We start from the raw sequence: 17,815 nt of genomic DNA, 5'->3' as shown, positions 1-17,815 counted from the left end.
GGGCACCCGTCATTCCCATCCCGCCTTCCCGAAGGAACCCACCATGTCTTTCCTCACCGTCGGCCATGAGAACAGCACCCCCATCGACCTCTTCTACGAGGACCACGGCAGCGGCCGCCCCGTCGTACTCATCCACGGCTACCCGCTGGACGGCCACTCCTGGGAGAAGCAGCTTCCCGTCCTGCTCGACGCCGGCTACCGCGTCATCACGTACGACCGGCGGGGCTTCGGGCAGTCGTCGCAGCCCACGACCGGCTACGACTACGACACCTTCGCCGACGACCTGCACGCGATCATGGAGCGGCTCGACCTGCGGGACGCGGTCCTCGTGGGCTTCTCGATGGGCACGGGCGAGGTCGGCCGCTACCTCGGCAGGTACGGGTCCGGGCGCGTTGCCAAGGCGGTGTTCCTCGCGGGCCTCGAACCCTTCCTGCTGAAGACCGACGACAACCCGTACGGCGTCGACGGCGCCGTCTTCGACGGCATCCTGGACGCCGTGACCCGCGACCGCTACGCGTACTTCGAGGACTTCTACCGGGACTTCTACAACCTGGACGAGAATCTCGGTACCCGCATCAGCGAGGCCGTCGTGCGCGCCAACTGGGCGACGGCGGCGGGCTCCTCCGCGTACGCCTCACGCGCGGCCGTCCCGACGTGGCTCACCGATTTCCGCGACGACATTCCGAAGATCGACGTGCCCGCCCTGATCGTGCACGGCAGCGGTGACCGCATCCTGCCGATCGGTGCGACCGCCGAGCGCTTCCACGAGGCGCTGCCCGCCGCCGAGTACGTCGTGATCGACGGCGCCCCGCACGGTCTGCTGTGGACGCACGCGCAGGAGGTCAACGAGGCGCTGCTGGCATTCCTGAAGCGGTAACTCCCTCCTTCTGAGGCTCCCGGGTGCCGGGGCGGTGACGAACGACGTCACCGCCCCGGCACCTTCGTGCGTGCGGAGGCGGGCCGCCACCAATGCGTCGCCGACTCACGGTACGTGGGTATCGCCAGGAGGCCGCGCGGGCGCAGCGAAACGCCCCGCGTCCGGGAGACCGGGCGCGGGGCGGGTGGTGGGGGGATCAGCGGGTCCGGAGGTTCCCGGGAGCGGACGCGTCCCTCGCCGTCTCGGCTGCGAGGAACCACGACTGCCGCTCGCCCGTGCGGACGATCGAGGACACGAGCAGGTCCTCGGTGCCGGGGTCGCCGAGGGCGCCGAGCCGGATGGCGGCCTCGCGGGCGTCCACGAGGATGCCCTCGTGTGTCCTGAGCAGCCGGTGCAGGAGATCCGGCACGTCCTCGGCCCCGTCGGGGAAGCGGGGCACGGAGGTCAACTCGGCGGCGTGCCGGGGATCGGCCACGGCGACCCCGCCGAGGATCTGCACCCGTTCCGCCAGCTCGTCGACGAGCGCCTGCTGTTCGCCGGCGTGCCGGTCGAAGAGGAGGTGCAGCGAGTGAAAGAGGCCGCCGCGCACCTGCCAGTGGCTCTTCTTGTAGAGGGCGTACAGCATGTGGGTGTCGGCGAGTACGCGGTTGAGGCGCTGGGTCGCGTACCGCCGGGTGTCGGCTGTGAGGCCGAGCGGCACGGGGCGCACCGTCCCGAATTCCTGGAGTACGGCGGGGTGGGAGGTCTGCTGGGTGGTCATGAGGCGTTCCTCGGGGTGGTCGCGGGTGAGGGTGTGCGGTGCAGGAGCAGACGGGTCAGCAGGCCGCTGGCGAGCCCGAGTGCGAGGCAGCCGGTGTTCAGCCAGGCCGGCCAGGGGGTGACTTCGAGCCGGGAGTCCAGTGACCAGGCACCGGGGCCGGCCAGGACGAGTGCGGCCGGGACCGCGATGAGGAGCAGGGGGTATTCGTAGCCGTCGTTCTGCACCCACAGGCCGTGCGGCCGCTTGACGGTGAGGGCGACGGTCATGACGCCCATCACTCCGGCACCGGCGAGCGGTGTGAGGGCCCCGGCGGCGAGCAGCAGTCCGGCGCCCACCTGGGTGCCTCCGGCGGCGAGAGCGGTGAGCCGCCCGCCGCGGAATCCGTCCTGCCGGAACTCTTCGACGCCGCCCGCGAGGCCCTTGCCACCGAGCCGGAAACTGATCTTCTGCACTCCGTGGCCGGCCACGAGCAGTCCCGTGACGAGCCGGAGCAGCAACAGCGCGCTGTCCACGTGTGTTTCTCCTTGTGGTGAGGTCGGTCAGAGCACATAGCAGGGGTCGAAGACCTGCGGCGCGGTGCCCTCGGGAGCGAAGCCGCGGGCCACCCGCCACTGCCGGTGCTGTTCGGAGGCGCCGACCGCCTCGGCGATCCGGTCGGCCTGCCGGGCTCCGATGAGGCCCGGCGGCGGTGTGGCCTGGTAGCCGCCGAAGTGGGCGACGGGACTCCAGGCCGGGGCGAGCGGGGGCAGCGCCTCGTCGACGCCCTCGTGCTCGGCCGCCGCGTACACGATCCGGCCGCCCACGACGGTCAGTACGGACTCGATGTGCGGGATGTCGTCCTGGTGGACGGAGAAGTAGTCGTGGCTCAGCAGGGTGAAGTCGGCGTAGCGGCCGACGCCCAGGGTGCCCTTGACGTCCGACTCCCCTGTGATCCGGGCTCCGCCGATGGTGTACAGCTCCAGGGCGCGTTCACGGCTCAGCAGCCGCTCCGGCGGGTAGAGGCACAGGTCCCCGACCGTACGCCCGGTGACGAGCCAGTGCAGCGCGACCCATGGGTTGTACGAGGAGACACGCGTCGCGTCGGTCCCGGCGGCCACGGTCAGACCGGCCTCCAGCATCTCGCTGACCGGTGGGGTGCGGGCGGCGGCCTGCGCTCCGTACCGTTCGGCGAAGACCCGGCCCTGGAACGACATCCGGTTCTGCACGCCGATGGCCCCGCCCAGCGCGGCGATCCGCTCCAGGCTGCCGGAGGAGACGGTCTCGGCATGGTCGAAGAGCCAGCGGCCCGGCCCGGGGAAGAGCCCGTCGGCGGCGAGCTTCTCGAAGACGGCGAGGTCACGGCGGATCGTCTCGTCGTACGTGGCGTGGAGACGAAACCCCCAGCCGTGTTCGAGGAGCAGCCGCACGGCCTTCTCGAACTCGCTCTCGTAGCCGGGGGCGAGGCGGGGACGCGGTTCTGCGAAGTTCTCGAAGTCGGCTGCGGCCCAGATCAGGTTCTCGCCCGCCCCGTTGAGCCGCAGCCAGGCGTCGCCCTCGTCAGGCTTCACCATTTCCGTCCAGCGGGCCAGGTCCGCCAGTTCCTGCCCGGCGGTCTGGGGGAAGAGGTGGTAGGCGATGCGCAGGGACAACTCTCCGGCCCGGGCGAGGTCGGTGACGGCGGCGTAGTTGTCGGGGAAGTTCTGGAACCCACCGGCCGCGTCGACCGCCGAGGTGAGCCCGAAACGGTTCAGCTCGCGCAGGAAGTGCCGTGTGGACAGGCGCTGCTGCTCTGGGCCGAGGCCGGGGGCGCGGGCGAGCGTCGAGTAGAGGACAAGGGCGCTGGGGGCGGCCAGGAGGAGGCCGGTGGGCTCGCCGTCGCGGCCCCGGACGATCTGGCCGCCGACGGGATCGGGGGTATCGCGGGTGAGTCCGGCCGCGCGGACGGCGGCTCTGTTGAGCAGTGCGGACTGGTAGAGGTGCAGCACGAAGACGGGTGTGTCGGGGGCGGCCGCGGTCAGTTCGGCGACGGTCGGCATGCGGCGTTCGGCGAACTGGTCGGCGGTCCAGCCGCCCACGACACGGATCCACTGGCCCTTCGGCGTACGCCCGGCCTGTTCACGCAGCATGGCGAGGGCCTGCCGCAGCGACGGCACACCGTCCCAGCGCAGTTCGAGTACGTAGTTGAGTCCGCCGCGGATCACGTGCAGATGGGAATCGTTGAGTCCCGGCACGATACGGCGCCCGAGGGCGTCCACGACGCGGGTGCCGGGGCCGGTCACGGCGGCGACGTCGGTCTCGTCGCCGATCGCGAGGACCACGCCGTCGCGGACGGCGAGGGCCGAAGCGGCGGGCCGGGCCGGGTCACCGGTCCACACCTTGGCGTTACGGACGACGAGGTCGGCGCCGGCCGCCGGGTCGAGGCCCGGCTGCGGCGTGAACCCGCCCACGGGCATGGGGGTGCTGCTGGTCATGGAATGAAGCTCCAGGAGGTGATGAAAGAGGCACGGCGGCGGGAACGCGACGCCTGCCCGAACGTGGGGACTGCGGCCGTCCTCAGAGCGTGCGGCGCACGCCCGCGTGACGTTCGAGGTTGCGCAGCTGCACACTCAGGTCGCCCTCGACGGCGTGGTGCGCCGGGCCGCTGCGGCCCAGGGGCAGCACTTCCTCGCCCCGCATGTCCTCCAGCATCAGCGCGAACGCGGCATAGAGGGCTACGGCCGCGAGAAGCAGACCGAGGGCTCCGGAGAGGACGGTGAGCGCATGCGCGCCGCTCAGCCCGGCAGCGGCGGCCACGCCGAAGCGGGGCACGGCCACGCACAGCACGAACCACAGAGCGCGCTTGGCTCGGGCGACGGACGCCATGAGCAGCGCGAAGAACGTGAAGCACAGGTTGAGCACGCCGAGGACGCGCGGTCCGTGCTCCGGGTGCAGGGCGAGGACGAGGGCGTTGGCGAGCCACGTACCGGAGAAACACGCCATGAGCGTCGCCGCCAGGACGTCACGTGCTCCAAAAGCGAGTACGGCGACCAGGAGTTGGAGGACGAACGCGGGCAGGATCGTGAAGGCCACGGCGCGGCCGGCGTCCTCGCCGAGTATGCCGAGCTGGTAGGTTCCGGCGACCACGGAGGCGATGCCGACGGCATAGAAGCCGAGGGGCATCGGGGAAGCGATGGGCCGCAGGTTGATGCGGGTCATCGCGCGCAGATCCGGTTCGAAGCGGCGGGCGGATGGAGGTGTGGTCATGATGATCACCTGTCGGGAAAGGCCGCTGCCGCATCAGGGCAGCACGGCGGGGCGGAACCGGCCGATAGGGCGTGGAGGCCGGTCCCGCCTGGGCAGGGTTCGAAACCGCGGGGGTTGAAGCGGAGCTCAGCGCGGCGCGAGAGCAGTACGCAGAGTGGCGACGGCGAGGGCGATCGCGGACTCGGCGGCCTGTGTTCCGCGCAGCGCGTTGAGCATGACGAAGTCGTGGATCACGCCCTGGTACCGCACGGCGGTCACCGGCACCCCGGCGGCACGCAGCTTCGCGGCGTACGCCTCCCCCTCGTCGCGCAGCACGTCCGCCTCCGCGGTGATGACGAGCGCCGGCGGGAGACCGGTGAGCTGATCGGTCGTGGCGCGCAGCGGGGAGGCGGTGATGCGGGCACGGTCGCTCTCGTCGGTCGTGTACTGGTCCCAGAACCAGCGCATGCCATCGCGGCGCAGAAAGTAGCCCTCGGCGAACTGCGTGTAGGAGGCGGTGTCGAAGGAGGCGTCGGTGACCGGGTAGAACAGCACCTGCTGGCGCAGAGCGAGGCCGCCGCGCTCCTTGGCCATGAGGGTGAGCGCCGCGCTCATGTTGCCGCCCACCGAGTCACCCGCGACGGCCATCCGTGCACTGTCCAGGCCGTGCCGGGCGCCGTCGGTGACGATCCAGCGGGCCACGGCCCAGTTCTGCTCGATCGCAACGGGGTAACGTGCCTCGGGCGAGAGCGCGTACTCAGGAAACACAATGGCCGCGCCGGTTCCGTCGGCGAGTTCACACACCAACCGGTCATGGGTGTGCGCGTTGCCGAAGACCCAGCCCGCGCCATGGATGTAGAGGATCACCGGGAGCGGCCCCGTGGACCCTGCGGGGCGCACGACGCGTACCCGGACGTCACCGGTGTCAGACGGGACGGTCACCCACTCCTCGTCCACCTCGGGCAGTTCCACAGAGCCGGACTGCGCTTCGTCCACCGCGGCACGGCCCTCTGCGGGGGCAAGATCGAAGAGGTAGGGGGGCTGCGCCGTCGCCTCGGCGAACGCAGCGGCGGCCGCCTCCAGGACAGGTGAAGGCGGAACGGGAAACGATTGCATGAGTGGTCTTCTTCCAGCGCTCGGAGGGGTACATCGGAGCAGAAGGTGCTGCTCCGAAGAGCACGCTAGGCACGACCAACGGCGAGTCCCGCCGCTGCGCGCACCACTCCTTGCTCCGCAGCGCACAGCGCTTCGTCGGCGTCAGCGCCGCTCGATGACTTCCGGCCACAAGCCGAGGCAGCAACCGGGGGCACCCTCACCGACAGCCTGCTCTCGGGCGGCTCGCTGTCTGAAGTCCGGCCTGACGCCGATCGAGCGCGCCGTCGCCTCCGTATCAACCACCCCGGCATCGCCTCAGCCATCATCGGCCTCCGCACCACGGAACAGCTGGAGGTCCTTCCTGCTCGCCGGTGACGTCACCCTGCCCGTCGATGTCCTCGACGCGATCGCCCCCCAGGGGCACGGCCAACGCGGTCGACAACAGCCACGGCGACTTCGTACTGCGAGCAGACCAGCGACGCCGCTGACACACCCCCGTTCGGCCGTTGGTCCCGTCGCGGAGCCGGAATGCTCGGCGGACAAGGCGTACCCGGGAGCCGGTCACCCCGTCCGCCTCCCGTTCCGAGGTCGTCGCCTCGAGCGGTGGCAGTGTCGGCACAACAGCACCCACGCCAAGATCCGCTGCCTCGGCGAGCAGGCCATGGCCACTCTGAATGGCTGGCGCCTTCTGCGGAAGCTCCGCTGCGGCGCCAACCGCATCACCGCGATCGTCCAGGCCGTTCTCGTCCTTCACCACGCGTCAGCGTGCGGCCGGAAAAGACACACGGTCTTCTCCACTCGGGGCGGAATCAGGACGGTAGACGGATACCGGGCGCAACTGTCACACGTCGGCCGGTGACGGGCTCGTCGTGGCCGTAGATGCCTCCCTGTCTCCGAACACTTCCCGGACGAGTGCTTGGGTCGCCTGCTGGAACGCCTGGGCCATGGACATCGAGGCATCGTCCACATAGTTGAGCGCCGCGGTCAGGGTCCTGGTGCCGTCAAGGGTGCTGTACATCAACGCCGCGTGGCCTGCCATTCCTCCGTTGTGGGTGATGACCTGGCCACCGTCCGGGCCTATGTCCTGTACGAAGACGCCGAGGCCGTACCCGGCTTTGGGGTGCGGCCGGAACATCTCGGCCAGCAGCGGGGCCGAAAGGAGCTTGCCGCCCGTCAGCGCGGAGATGAAGGTGTGAAGGTCGTGGGTGGTCGAGATCATGTCGCCGCCGGTGGAGATCCACGAAGGGTTCTGACGGGTGACGTCCACCGTCGTCTCCTGACCTGCTTCTTCCTCGTAGCGGTAGTAGCCGTGCGCGTGCGGCTCCGCAAGGCCGGTTTCGGTCTCCGGCAGCGACGTGCCGGTCAGTCCCAGAGGCTTCAGAATCAGCCGCTCCATCTCGTCGGCGAGCGAGTTGCCTGTGACCCCTTCGATCAGCAGCCTGATCAGCACGTAGTTGGTGTTGGAGTAACTCCAGTCCGTGCCCGGCTCGAACCGTGCCGGCTTGGACAGGGCCAGCCGTACAAGTTCTTCCGGCCGGTAGGTGTGGAAGCGGTTGTCCACCCATTCCCGACCTGCCGTCGTCGCGGCGATTCCCAGTGCGAACGTTCCGTCCTCGTAGTACTCGCCGGTGAAGTTGAAGATGCCGCTGGTGTGCTGCAGAAGCATGCGCACGGTGATCCTGCGGTCCAGCGCCAGGTCGGGGAGGTAGTCCGCGGCGGGAGCATCCAGATCGATCGTCCCCTCGGCGACCAACAGGAGCACTGCGGTGGCGGCGAACGTCTTGGTGTTGCTGCCGATGCGGATGTGCCCGTCCGTAGGAGGCTTTGCCGTCTCGTCCAGCTTGCACAGGCCGGCACTGCCCGACCACGGGTCTCTCTCGTCGTGCACACGTATGGCCACGCCGGTGAATCCGGAATCGATCATCCCGTCGATGATCTTCTGCAGCTCGGGCCGGTCCTTCTCGGGCGGTGTGAGGGACATGTCTGTGGGCTCCTGTCAGGGTGTGGGGAAGGTTGTAACGCACGGGGTCGTGATGGGCGCGGTCATCGGCGCAGGGGTAGGTTCTGCTGTGGCGGGGGGCTTCGCACCGCGACGGCGGGCCCGTGGCGCCTCGCGGACAGGAGAGCCCTCCGCTTCGCTCTCCGGTTCTCCCCTTCTGCCCCGACGGCTGGCTGTTGCGCGGCCTGCGCGGGTGAAGGCATGCGTGTGGAAGGCATGGCTGGTGTCTTTCGATCGAGGAGTGACGCGTGGCTGGGTGCCGCTGGGGAAGCGGCAGACGTGGGGTCCCAGACCGTGCAGCGGGCATCGGCACACGGACGGGCCTTGGGGACAGTGGTCAGGCTCCGGCCGGAGGGATCCACTCCACGAGCTGGATCACCACGCCGTTGGGGTCGGTGAGTTGCAGACCCCACTCCCCCCAGGGCTCCATGCGCGGCGGAAGTGTGATCCGTGCTCCTTCGCGTCGCAGACGCTCGTACTCGGCGTGGATTCCGGTAACCGTGAAGGAGACGACGGCGCGCACCTGTGTGGGTGGGTGCCGCTGCGAGATGCCGGGGCCGACGCTGCTACGAAGGACGATGTCGGTAGCCGCGTCGTCGCGGGCGAGGTGGGTTATTCCCTGGGCCACCAGTACCTCGCGGAAGCCGAGGTGGCTCACGAAGAACCGGGACGACAGAGCCGGGTCGTCGACGGTCAGTACCACGGCCGACCCGATGATGTTCATGGCCTGAGCTCCTTTCTGCGGATGTTGCTCACGGGGTCCAGCTTCACGGCCGGGGAGAGGGCCATCAAGGTCGTATCCTGCAACGATCGTTAAGCCGGCGGTACACGAAACGGGGTGGGCGGCGTGGAACTGCGGGAGATAGAGATCTTCCTGATGCTGGCGGAGGAGCTGCACTTCGGCCGTACGGCCGAGCGGATGCGCGTCACGCCGGCGCGGGTCAGCCAGGTCATCAAGAAGCAGGAACGTGCCATCGGTGCTGAGTTGTTCAAGCGGACCAGCCGCAGTGTCCAGCTCACGCCCGCCGGAATCGTGCTGCGGGACGGCCTTGCCGCCGGTTACCAGCAGATCAAGGAGGCCTTGGCCTCCGCGGTGGCCGTGGGCCGGGGCATCACCGGCGAACTCAACATCGCGTACTCCGCGGCGTGGTGCGGCATTCTCGTCGTGGCCGCGACCGATATATTCCGTGCGCGCCAACCCCACTGCCTCGTCCGCATCCACGAGTCGCCTCTCCTGGATCCGATCGGTCCCCTGCGCAACGGCACGTACGACATTCAGCTGGTCGAACTGCCCATCGACGAGCCGGACATCGTCAACGGCCCGGTCCTCTTCTCCGAGCCGCGTGCGCTCGTCGTTCCCGTCGGCCACCCATTCGCCCGGCGGGGCACCGTCTCACTGGAGGATCTCTCGGAAGCTCCTCTGATCACCGTCACGGGCCAGCCCCAGTACTTCCTCGACCACCACTACCCGCACCGCACGCCCAAGGGGCGCCTCATTCCGCGCGGTCCGTCCACGACGGCTTGGCAGGAGGTGCTCGCCCTGGTCGGCGCGGGCAAGGGGGTCTCCCCTACGTGCGCCCGCGCCGCCCAGTACTACTCCCGCCCAGATGTGGTCTACCTGCCGTTCAGCGACGCACCACTGGTCGAATACGGCCTCCTGTGGACGGCCGCGAACAGCACCCCGAAAGTGCAGGCCTTCATCGACACCCTGCTGGAGACGGCCCGGTCCTCGAACCTGGCCGAGCTGCAGCAGGCGGCGGTGAGTTGAGTCGTTCGTGAGGACGATCGCACGGGGTTGCGAACAGGCCGCGGACTTGCCCTCCACGCCCGTTCCTCCGGATCATGCCGGGTTCACGGGCTCCCCACCGGCCGGAACCTTGACGTCGGTGAGCACGACTCCGAGCGTTCGCTCCAGGCCGCGGGCGCCCGTACCGGTCAGGTTCACCACGCGAGGGCTGCGCCCCCATCGCACCCAGTCCAGCGCGAACAGACGGGCTGTCAGTACGGCTCCGAGGCCGCCCGCGAGGTGGTGCTGATGTTCGCTCCAGTCGACGCAGTAGCGGATCGCGGGCCGGCGTGGCGGCAACCGGTCCGTGTCGATGCCGAGTCCGGCCAGTTCCGTGCGTCCGGAGCGGGTGAGCCGGTACCGGACGTCGTGGCCGTAGGAGGCGGGCCGGTCGCGCACGGACTCGTCGGGCCGGTGGATGCGGTCGTGTCCGGTGAGGATGCCGCGTTCCAGCAGACCACGCATGAGCGCCACGCCGAGCCGCCCGGCGAGATGGTCGTAGCAGCTACGGCCACGGTGGAGGGCGATGGCACGGTTGCTCTGCTTGAGCGAGTTGATGGCCAGCGGCGGCGCGATCAGCGCAAGGCATTCCAGGGCCGCGCTCACGTCCGGGCCGGCGAGCCGGTAGAAGCGGTGCCTGCCCCGTTGCTCGACGGTGAGCAGTGCGCCCTCGACGAGTTTGGCCAGGTGTGCGCTGGCGGTGGCGGCACCGATGCCGGCCTCGGCGGCCAGGGCGTTCGCCGGAAGGGCGCGGCCGTCGGCCAGACACTTGAGAATTCGGGCGCGCGAGGGGTCGGCGATGAGGGCGGCGGCCCGTGCGATGTCGGTTTGGTGCTTGAGCGGCTCTCCCGAGGACTCAAGCCCCGCGGTACCGGTCGTCGAGTGTGCGCGGTCGCGGTCGGTGTTCGGCATGAAGGGACCGTAGAGCAACGACACTTCGCCGGGCAACGAAGTATCCGGGGCCGATGCTCTTGCCATGGCTACCGCGGCGATGAACAACACAACCGTCCAAGGCTCCCCCGCCTGCCCCCCTGAAGTGCCTGGCCGGGACCGGTGGGGCGGGGCGGACACGACCCACGACAAGGCGCCCCTCGCTCTGGCGCCCCCCGTCGCCCTTAGCCTCGGATACTTCCTGGTGATGCTGGACGTCACGGTGGTGAACGTCGCGCTCCCCGACATCCGGGCCTCACTGGGCGCGGGGCCCTCCGCGCTCCAGTGGGTCGTCGACGGGTACAGCACCGTCTTCGCGTCGCTGCTGCTGTTCGGCGGAGTGGCCGCCGACCGGTTCGGACACCGTCGCGTGTTCCTCACCGGCCTCGGCCTGTTCAGCGGGGCTTCCGTCCTCTGCGGACTCGCCGGTTCGGCGGCACTGCTGATCGTGGGAAGGCTCGGCCAGGGAGCCGGAGCGGCGCTGCTCGTTCCCGCTTCGCTCGCGCTGCTGCAGGCCACCTTCCCCGACCGTGCGACCAGAGCCCGCGCAATCGCTGTATGGGGGGCTGTCGCGTCGGTCGCCTTCGGTGCCGGTCCCGCCGTCGGAGGCATCCTGGTCGCCGGCTCGGACTGGCGCGCGGTGTTCTGGCTGAACCTGCCGCTCGGCGGCCTTGCCGTGCTGCTGACGCTGCGGCACCTGCCGGTTCCGGTGCTGCGTGGCAGGGCCCGGAAGACGGATCCGGTGGGCCAGGTGCTCGCCGTCGTCGGACTCGTGACGGTGACCGGCGGTCTCAACGAAGCGGGCGCACGGGGCTGGACGTCGCCCCTGGTCCTCTCCGCCTTCGCAGTCGGGACGGCGGCCTTCATATCCCTCGTCCTGACGACACGGACTCTGGAAGCACGCGTTGGGGGCGGGCGCGCCCCGCTGCTACGGCCGTCCATGTTCCGGTCCCGCTCCTTCACCTCGGCCACCGTGATCGGGATGCTGATCAGCCTCGGCTACTACGGCATGCTCTTCCTCGCCACGCTCTACTTCCAGCAGGAACGCCACCTCAGCGCCCTGGACACCGGCCTGGCCCTGCTGCCGTCCGTGTGCATGGGACTGATCGCCGCCCCCCTGTTCCACCGCGTCGCGCCCCGAACCGGTCCGTACGCGCTGATGGCCGCCGGCCTCGTTCTCGGCGCCGCGGGATTCGCCGGCTGGCTGTTCACCGGGCCCGGCACCCCCTACCCGGTTCTGCTCTTCGCCCTGGTCGCGACCGGTCTGGGTCAGACCATGACCGCTCTCGCCGCCACCGCCGTCATCGTTGACACCGCGAACGTCACCGATGCCGGCGTCGCCACCGCCGTCTTCAACGTCGCCCGGCAGGTCGGCAGCACCGTGGGCGTCGCCCTCTTCGGAACGTTCGCCGCCACGGCACACCACTTCACCTCCGGTCTGCGCCTGTCCGCCGGCATCGCAGCCGCCGCGTTCGCCCTCGGCGCACTCCTCGCCCTGCGGGCCAGGCCGGCCAGTCCGAAGCTTGCGGGTCCGACCGCCTGACCGCACTTCCCGCATCCGTGGCCGGCGCCGCCGTCCGCGAAGCCGCTCGAACACCCCGGGGCACGGCGCCCTGCCATCACCCATAGACCCCGCCCGCAATCGGCCACGGCCGTGAGGAGAAAACGCCATGACGACAACGCCCCGACGCCCCGAAATCCTCCGCTACACCGCCTTCTCGGACGACCCGGAGGGAGGAAATCCCGCAGGCGTCGTACTGGACGCCACCGGACTGACCGACGCCGAGCAGCTCGCGATCGCCGCAGAGCTGGGATACAGCGAGACGGCCTTCTTCACGGCTCCACCGGCCGAACTCGTCGGCCGGGACCGTGCCTACACCGTCCGCTTCTTCTCCCCGCGCGCCGAAGTCTCCTTCTGCGGACACGCCACCATCGCCGCCTCCATCGCCTACGCGGAACGACACGGACCCGGCGACCTGCTGCTCGTGACTCCAGCCGGCACCGTCCCGGTAGAGGTGTCCGGTGCCACGGACGGGACACTGCGCGCGACCCTGACCAGCGTGGAACCCACGGTCCACGTGGTGGCGGAGGACGACGTCGACGAAGCACTGCAGGCGCTCGACTGGACCCGGGCCGACCTGGACTCGCAGTTCCCGCCCCGGATCGGCTACGCGGGGGCCCGCCACCTGATCCTGGCCGCGCGCACCCGCGCCCGGCTGGCCGACCTGGCTTACGACTTCGAGCGCCTTGAGCACTTCATGACCGCTCTGGACCTCACTACAGTCCAGCTCGTGTGGCGTGAGTCCACGACCGTCTTCCACGTCCGCGACCCCTTCCCCGTGGGCGGCGTGGTCGAGGACCCGGCAACCGGTGCCGCAGCCGCCGCGTTCGGCGCCTACGCTCGCGAACTGGGCCTCGTACCCGAGGAGACGGTTCTCCGCCTCCACCAGGGCACGGACATGGGCCGTCCCGGCGAGCTCCGAGTGGAGCTGTACGCCGGGGACCCGCGGGTACGCGTCAGCGGCACAGGAACCCGTATCGCCGAGACCGGCACGGGGAGTGAAGCGGCTCCACACCCCGACGATGCCCGGTAAGCATGGGCGCCGCCAGGAAACTGTCAGCTGACAACCCGCCTGCCGGCAGCGTGCGCTGCCGGCAGGCGGACGGGCTCAGTGGTCGCTGACGAAGTTCACCGCGTAGGAGCCCTGGCCCTCGGAGGTGGGGACTGCGGCCCGCTGGTGTCATGCCGCTCCGGGACCTCGGCGGCGGCCTGCTGCCAGTCGACGGGGTGGAGGGTATTGCCGCGCCAGCCGCGCGCACGTGCGAATACGTGCAGGAGGCGCGCGACCGCGAGGCGTGGCCGGCCGCCGACGGCACCGTTCACGATTCCGTGGAGTACACGATCCTGCGCCGCGACTGGAAGTCGGGCACGACGACGGGCGCAGGGCGGGGCCTTGACGGGTCCTGGCTGCGTCCGGCCCGGTGTGCGGAGCGGGAGCTCGTCAGAACTTCGACGGCACGTACGAATAGCAGTAGTTGGTGCCGCCGTAGTACTGGTCGCCCCCCAGCAGCAGGTTGCCGCCGGTCTCCTTACCCACGATGCCGTCCACGGTGACGTGATCGAGGAACAGGACGCTACGCTGGTACCACTCCACCCAGGCACGGGTGTTGGGGCCCCAGATACCGTCCTCGGCGAGCGGGCGGTTGTAGCCGAAGTCCACGGCGATGTCGTTGAGGAGGTGCTGGACGCACCACACGCCGTGCGTGTTGTTGGCGTAGCCGTCGCCGATGTAGCCGGCGGACGGTGATGCCTGGGCCTGGGTGACCGTGCCGACGGTGAGGAGCGCGAGCCCGGCGGTCACGCCCGCCATCTTCGCGAGGACACCACTGCGTCGGCTCTTGCCGGTCTTCGTAGCCATGGAGACTGCTGTCCCTTCGTCGTTCGACCCGACGGCGGCTTGGGCTGCCGTCGGAATCCAGGCTCGCTCGTGCGCTCCCCGCGCACTATCCGCTTCGGGAGCGGGAGTCGGCCGCGTTCGCGGATAGTCAGGACCGCCCCTTCGCCGTATCCGACGGCAGTCGTCCGTACACCCGCCGGTACTCCGCGCTGAAGCGGCCGAGGTGCGTGAGACCCCAGCGGCAGGCGACCTCGGTCACCGAACCGGTAGCGCGGCCCCGGCGAGGGCCATCAGGTCCGTCCTCGACACCCTCGTCATCGCCCCGGTCTGAGCGGCGCCCCCACTCCCCCGCTCCTCGGAGCTTTACGTACGCCCTGGACGAACGCCGGCAGGCAGGCGGTGGTGGGCGGTAACGAACTCAGGTCGAGCGCAGGCAGAAGGGATGTCCGGCTGGGCTGGCGTAGACGCGGCTGCCGGTGAAGGTTTCCGCGGTGCCGTCTTCGGTGGGCCGCATACGGGTGGCGCCGGCGTCGGTGGCCGTGCGGTCGGCGGTTGCCAGGTCGTCGACCCCGAAGTCGAGATGCATCTGCTGGGAGGTGCCGTCCGGCCAGTCCGGGGCGGTGTGTCCGGGAGCGGACTGGATGACGATCACCGGGAGCCCGGCGGCCTGGATGAAGTGGTGGGTCGGAGTGGGGGTGAGGGAGCCGCCAAGCAGCCGGTGCCAGAAAGCGCTCTCCCTTGCGATGTCGGCGGCGTCAATGATCACGGAGGTCAGGGTGATGGGCACGAGAGATGTCCTGTTCCTGCTGGAGGGGGTTACTCAGACGGTCGGGATGATGCCGCCGTCGACGCGGAACTGTGCTCCGGTGAGCCATCTCGCCCGGCCGGAGGCGAGGAAGGCGATCATCTCGGCGACATCTTCGGGATCTCCCGGACGGCCCATGGGGACCTTCAGGTGCTCCACGATCTGCTGTGTGACTTCCTCGGTGGTCACACCCTGTGCCTCGGCCATGCGCTGCAGGTGGGCGGTGGCACCGTCGGTGACGACGAAACCCGGCAGGACGCAGACCACACGCACCCCATGCCCGCCGACCTCGGTGGCCAGCTCGCGGCTGTACGTGTTGAGTGCAGCCTTGGCTGCGGCGTAGGACGCTTCGGTGCGCTGGGGCAGTTGACTGGCGATCGAGGAGACATGTACGACCACGCCGGAGCCCCGTTCGACCATGCTCGGCACCAGGGCCCGGTCCAGTCGCACGGCGCTGAGAAGGTTCATCTCCAGGTCTGCCTGCCAGGAGGCGTCCGAGCGGCTCAGAGTCGGTGTCGGGGCGCTCGCGGCACCCGCGTTGTTCACGAGCACGTCCACTCCGCCCACCTGTTCCAGGACTCGGCGGCCGAGCTCGGCAACACCTTGCTGGGTGGAGAGGTCCGCTTCGAGGAAGGTGGCACCGCTGTCTTCCTCGGGCCGGCTGCGGGAGGCTGTCAGTACGGTCGCGCCCGCGGCAGCGAAGCGGCGTACGGTCGCCGCGCCCAGGCCCCGGCTGCCGCCGGTGACCAGAACGCGCAGGCCCGACAGGCCGTCATCGGTGTTCGGCATGGAAATCCCCTCCGTAAGATGAACCTGACTCCGGAAACGGTACACGTAAACGGAACCAGACTCACCTTATGGAGGTTCCCATGCCGCCCCCACGCCCCCTGCGCGCCGACGCGCGACGCAACCGCGAGGCACTTCTGTCCGCGGCCCGCCAGGCGTTCCTCGGCGACGACACCGACGCACACGTCGAGGACATCGCCCGCAGCGCCGGCGTCGCCGTCGGGACGCTCTACCGCCACTTCGAAACCCGCGAGGCACTGATCGAGGAGGTCTACCGCAAAGAGGTCGACGATCTGTGTGCCACGCCCAGGGCTCTCCTCGACCAGCACAGACCTGAGGAGGCGCTGCGGCGCTTCCTCCTGCTGCTCGTGGACCATGCGGCGGTGGGCAAGGGAATGTCCAGCGTGCTGGAAAGCATCATGGCAACGGACTCACCGGTCTTCGACGACGCACGCACCCGCATGGCAGGCGCTCTCTCACTGCTGCTCGAAGCCGGCAGTGCCGCCGGCACCATCCGCGACGACGTCACAGGCTCCACCCTCCTGCGCGCCCTGGGCGGCATCTGCGGAATGCGAGCCACGGAGGGCTGGCTGGACGAGGCCCGGCAGATCACCGCCCTCCTCTTCGACGGCCTGCGAAACGGAGCCTCACAGTCGCACTGAGGTCGGGAGGCGTGGGCCGCTGACCGAGTCCGCCTGGGACGACTCACTCGCCAGGGCTTCCTCACCCAGCCCGGACGCGGCCGCTCCCAGGAGCGGACTCGACGCCTTCCGAGAACGGACATCTCGTGGTCACAACTCGGAGCGGGTCCCGCAGGTGGCGGCCCGCGAGCAGCGTGCGGGGTCGGTGAGTCCACCGCCCCGAAGACGCTGGGTGCGGACGGTCAGGGGCAGCTGCTGCGTACCGCCCTGCCGATCCGGTGCGCCTCGGCGAGGATCAGCTTGCCGTAGTCCTTCCAGACACCGCGCAGTCGGCTCGTCACGATCACCAGGTCGAACGACTGGTCCGGCAGGCACGTGCGCACCCCGAGCGCGTGCCGGACGGGCCGCGATGGGGTGTCGGCGGCCACGGCGGCCCGGACCCGGACATCGAAGTCGAACAGGGTGGTGCCGGCCGGCAGGGACCTCGGCAGCTTCGGGCCACAGCCGAACACGGCGACGGATGCTCCGGTCGGAACGTTCGTCAGCATGGCCTCCAGCTCGTGGTCGGCGCACAGTCCGCGCGCCTCGTCCGTCCAGTCGAGCAGGCGTGCGTACCGGGCGTGGAGGGGCGCCGAGTTGTCCTCCGTAAGCCAGTCGCCCGTCGCGAACCAGGCCCAGTTGAGCTCCACCGCCGGTTCCGGGAACTTCCGGAGCAGGTGCAGGGCATTGCGGGTGACGCTGTCGGCGTTGCCGGACGGATCCCGCTCGTGAGGCGTTTCGATGGCCCACGCCTCGCGGCTCACGTCGAAGCGAGCGCCGGACTTGTGGAGGCGCAGACCGAGGTCCAGGTCCTCCACCCCCCAGCCCTGGAAGGAATCGTCGAATCCGCCGACCCGCCAGAAGTCCGCGGTCGCGACGGACAGGTTCACGGTCCAGGGCATGATCCAGGGCAACGGCAGCGAGTTCGCGTGGAAGTCCACGGACAGGAACTCCGGGTGGCGGCAGTCCTGGAACGACGGGTCCTCGCCGTAGCGACGGCGCACCGCCTCCGGGGCGAGCGCGGCCACCGCTTCCGCCAGACCCGGCGTCGGGTCGAATGGCCGGTAGCCGTAGGTGTAGCCGATCACCACCCGCGGACCGCGCGCCTCGTCCGGGGAGGCGTGCAGGGCGAGATGCCCCTCCACGAAACCCGGACCGGCGATCGTCCCGGTGTCCAGGAAGATCAGGACCGGCGCATCGGCCAACCGGGCACCGGCGTTGCGTGCCATGGCGGCGCGGGCCCCCTGATCCTCCTGGAAGAAGTACCGCAGCGCGAGCCGCTGCTCGAAGGAACGAACCACTTCCAGGGACCCGTCGCTGGAACCGTCGTCGGCGATGATCACCTCGAACTCGTCAGCAGGCAGGTTCTGGTCGGCGAGGGATGTCAGCGTGGTACGGAGTTCTTCCCGGCGGTTGTACGTGGGTATCACCACCGACGCCCTGGGATCGGTCGCTCTCATGTCTCTCCTGTTCGGGCAGGGGCGGGGGGCCGGCGGTC

17 protein-coding genes and 1 pseudogene are annotated in these 17,815 nt (G+C 69.9%); 6 read left to right on the top strand and 12 right to left on the bottom strand.

All coding sequences use genetic code 11. From position 1 onward, the window contains the following. The first annotated feature begins 43 nt into the window (after positions 1 to 43). On the top strand, positions 44 to 877 hold the full coding sequence (locus tag AB0L33_RS05235) for an alpha/beta hydrolase (RefSeq protein WP_365677797.1): 834 nt from the start codon (positions 44 to 46) through the stop codon (positions 875 to 877). A 196-nt stretch (positions 878 to 1,073) separates the two neighbouring features. Here AB0L33_RS05235 and AB0L33_RS05230 read toward each other — a convergent pair whose 3' ends face one another. The 5 genes from AB0L33_RS05230 to AB0L33_RS05210 all read right to left on the bottom strand — a co-directional run bounded on the left by AB0L33_RS05230 (position 1,074) and on the right by AB0L33_RS05210 (position 5,954). Beyond that, the gene (locus AB0L33_RS05230; protein ID WP_365677795.1) at positions 1,074 to 1,637 is read right to left on the bottom strand and encodes a DNA starvation/stationary phase protection protein; all 564 of its coding nucleotides are present in this window, start codon (positions 1,635 to 1,637) and stop codon (positions 1,074 to 1,076) included. Next, positions 1,634 to 2,149, bottom strand: coding sequence for a DoxX family protein (locus AB0L33_RS05225; RefSeq protein ID WP_365677793.1), 516 nt, complete (start codon positions 2,147 to 2,149; stop codon positions 1,634 to 1,636). The genes AB0L33_RS05230 and AB0L33_RS05225 overlap by 4 nt, the downstream gene beginning before the upstream one ends. 27 nt (positions 2,150 to 2,176) lie before the next feature. Further along, the gene (locus AB0L33_RS05220; RefSeq protein WP_365677791.1) at positions 2,177 to 4,087 is read right to left on the bottom strand and encodes an amidohydrolase; all 1,911 of its coding nucleotides are present in this window, start codon (positions 4,085 to 4,087) and stop codon (positions 2,177 to 2,179) included. Positions 4,088 to 4,169: 82 nt separating this feature from the next. Beyond that, entirely contained in the window at positions 4,170 to 4,859 is a 690-nt protein-coding gene (locus AB0L33_RS05215; RefSeq protein ID WP_365677789.1) for a GPR1/FUN34/YaaH family transporter, read from the bottom strand. A gap of 126 nt (positions 4,860 to 4,985) precedes the next feature. Continuing rightward, entirely contained in the window at positions 4,986 to 5,954 is a 969-nt protein-coding gene (locus AB0L33_RS05210) for an alpha/beta hydrolase (protein ID WP_365677787.1), read from the bottom strand. 496 nt (positions 5,955 to 6,450) lie between these two features. Between AB0L33_RS05210 and AB0L33_RS05205 the strand changes: the two are divergent. Next, a pseudogene (locus AB0L33_RS05205) lies at positions 6,451 to 6,699 on the top strand (transposase family protein); the annotation flags it as partial. A gap of 75 nt (positions 6,700 to 6,774) precedes the next feature. On the opposite strand, the gene AB0L33_RS05200 reads toward AB0L33_RS05205, so the two are convergent. Together AB0L33_RS05200 and AB0L33_RS05195 are read right to left on the bottom strand one after the other, a co-directional pair. Then, positions 6,775 to 7,914: a serine hydrolase domain-containing protein gene (locus AB0L33_RS05200; RefSeq protein WP_365677785.1), complete on the bottom strand. Its 1,140-nt coding sequence runs from the start codon at positions 7,912 to 7,914 to the stop codon at positions 6,775 to 6,777. Positions 7,915 to 8,269: 355 nt separating this feature from the next. After that, on the bottom strand, positions 8,270 to 8,656 hold the full coding sequence (locus tag AB0L33_RS05195; protein WP_365677783.1) for a VOC family protein: 387 nt from the start codon (positions 8,654 to 8,656) through the stop codon (positions 8,270 to 8,272). A gap of 123 nt (positions 8,657 to 8,779) precedes the next feature. Here AB0L33_RS05195 and AB0L33_RS05190 point away from each other — a divergent pair, with 123 nt between their 5' ends. After that, the gene (locus tag AB0L33_RS05190) at positions 8,780 to 9,700 is read left to right on the top strand and encodes a LysR family transcriptional regulator (RefSeq protein WP_365677781.1); all 921 of its coding nucleotides are present in this window, start codon (positions 8,780 to 8,782) and stop codon (positions 9,698 to 9,700) included. Positions 9,701 to 9,772: 72 nt separating this feature from the next. Here the strand turns inward: AB0L33_RS05190 and AB0L33_RS05185 are convergent, their stop codons facing one another. Next, positions 9,773 to 10,630: a metalloregulator ArsR/SmtB family transcription factor gene (locus AB0L33_RS05185; RefSeq protein WP_365677779.1), complete on the bottom strand. Its 858-nt coding sequence runs from the start codon at positions 10,628 to 10,630 to the stop codon at positions 9,773 to 9,775. A 64-nt stretch (positions 10,631 to 10,694) separates the two neighbouring features. Between AB0L33_RS05185 and AB0L33_RS05180 the strand changes: the two genes are divergently transcribed. Both AB0L33_RS05180 and AB0L33_RS05175 read left to right on the top strand, forming a co-directional pair. Beyond that, complete coding sequence (locus tag AB0L33_RS05180) at positions 10,695 to 12,191, top strand: MFS transporter (RefSeq protein ID WP_365677777.1); 1,497 nt, start codon at positions 10,695 to 10,697, stop codon at positions 12,189 to 12,191. A gap of 127 nt (positions 12,192 to 12,318) precedes the next feature. After that, positions 12,319 to 13,242, top strand: coding sequence for a PhzF family phenazine biosynthesis isomerase (locus AB0L33_RS05175; protein WP_365677775.1), 924 nt, complete (start codon positions 12,319 to 12,321; stop codon positions 13,240 to 13,242). 408 nt (positions 13,243 to 13,650) lie between these two features. On the opposite strand, the gene AB0L33_RS05170 is transcribed toward AB0L33_RS05175, so the two are convergent. The 3 genes from AB0L33_RS05170 to AB0L33_RS05160 form a co-directional block, all read right to left on the bottom strand. Next, positions 13,651 to 14,067 (bottom strand): hypothetical protein, encoded by a 417-nt coding sequence (locus AB0L33_RS05170; RefSeq protein WP_365677774.1) that lies wholly within the window; start codon positions 14,065 to 14,067, stop codon positions 13,651 to 13,653. Positions 14,068 to 14,464: 397 nt separating this feature from the next. Next, complete coding sequence (locus tag AB0L33_RS05165) at positions 14,465 to 14,833, bottom strand: VOC family protein (RefSeq protein WP_365677772.1); 369 nt, start codon at positions 14,831 to 14,833, stop codon at positions 14,465 to 14,467. A 33-nt stretch (positions 14,834 to 14,866) separates the two neighbouring features. After that, positions 14,867 to 15,640, bottom strand: coding sequence for an oxidoreductase (locus tag AB0L33_RS05160; RefSeq protein WP_365677771.1), 774 nt, complete (start codon positions 15,638 to 15,640; stop codon positions 14,867 to 14,869). Between the two features lie 80 nt (positions 15,641 to 15,720). Between AB0L33_RS05160 and AB0L33_RS05155 the strand changes: the two genes are divergently transcribed. Then, positions 15,721 to 16,299 carry a TetR family transcriptional regulator gene (locus AB0L33_RS05155; RefSeq protein ID WP_365677770.1) on the top strand — a complete coding sequence of 193 codons (579 nt, stop codon included), beginning with the start codon at positions 15,721 to 15,723 and terminating at the stop codon, positions 16,297 to 16,299. Positions 16,300 to 16,520: 221 nt separating this feature from the next. Here AB0L33_RS05155 and AB0L33_RS05150 read toward each other — a convergent pair whose 3' ends face one another. Further along, positions 16,521 to 17,777 carry a glycosyltransferase gene (locus AB0L33_RS05150; protein WP_365677769.1) on the bottom strand — a complete coding sequence of 419 codons (1,257 nt, stop codon included), beginning with the start codon at positions 17,775 to 17,777 and terminating at the stop codon, positions 16,521 to 16,523. Positions 17,778 to 17,815 lie beyond the last annotated feature (38 nt).

This window comes from Streptomyces sp. NPDC052299, from assembly GCF_040679335.1.
GTDB lineage: Bacteria > Actinomycetota > Actinomycetes > Streptomycetales > Streptomycetaceae > Streptomyces.
The sequence above is the reverse complement of the archived record's forward strand: the minus strand, read 5'-3'. Positions and strand labels throughout refer to the sequence as shown.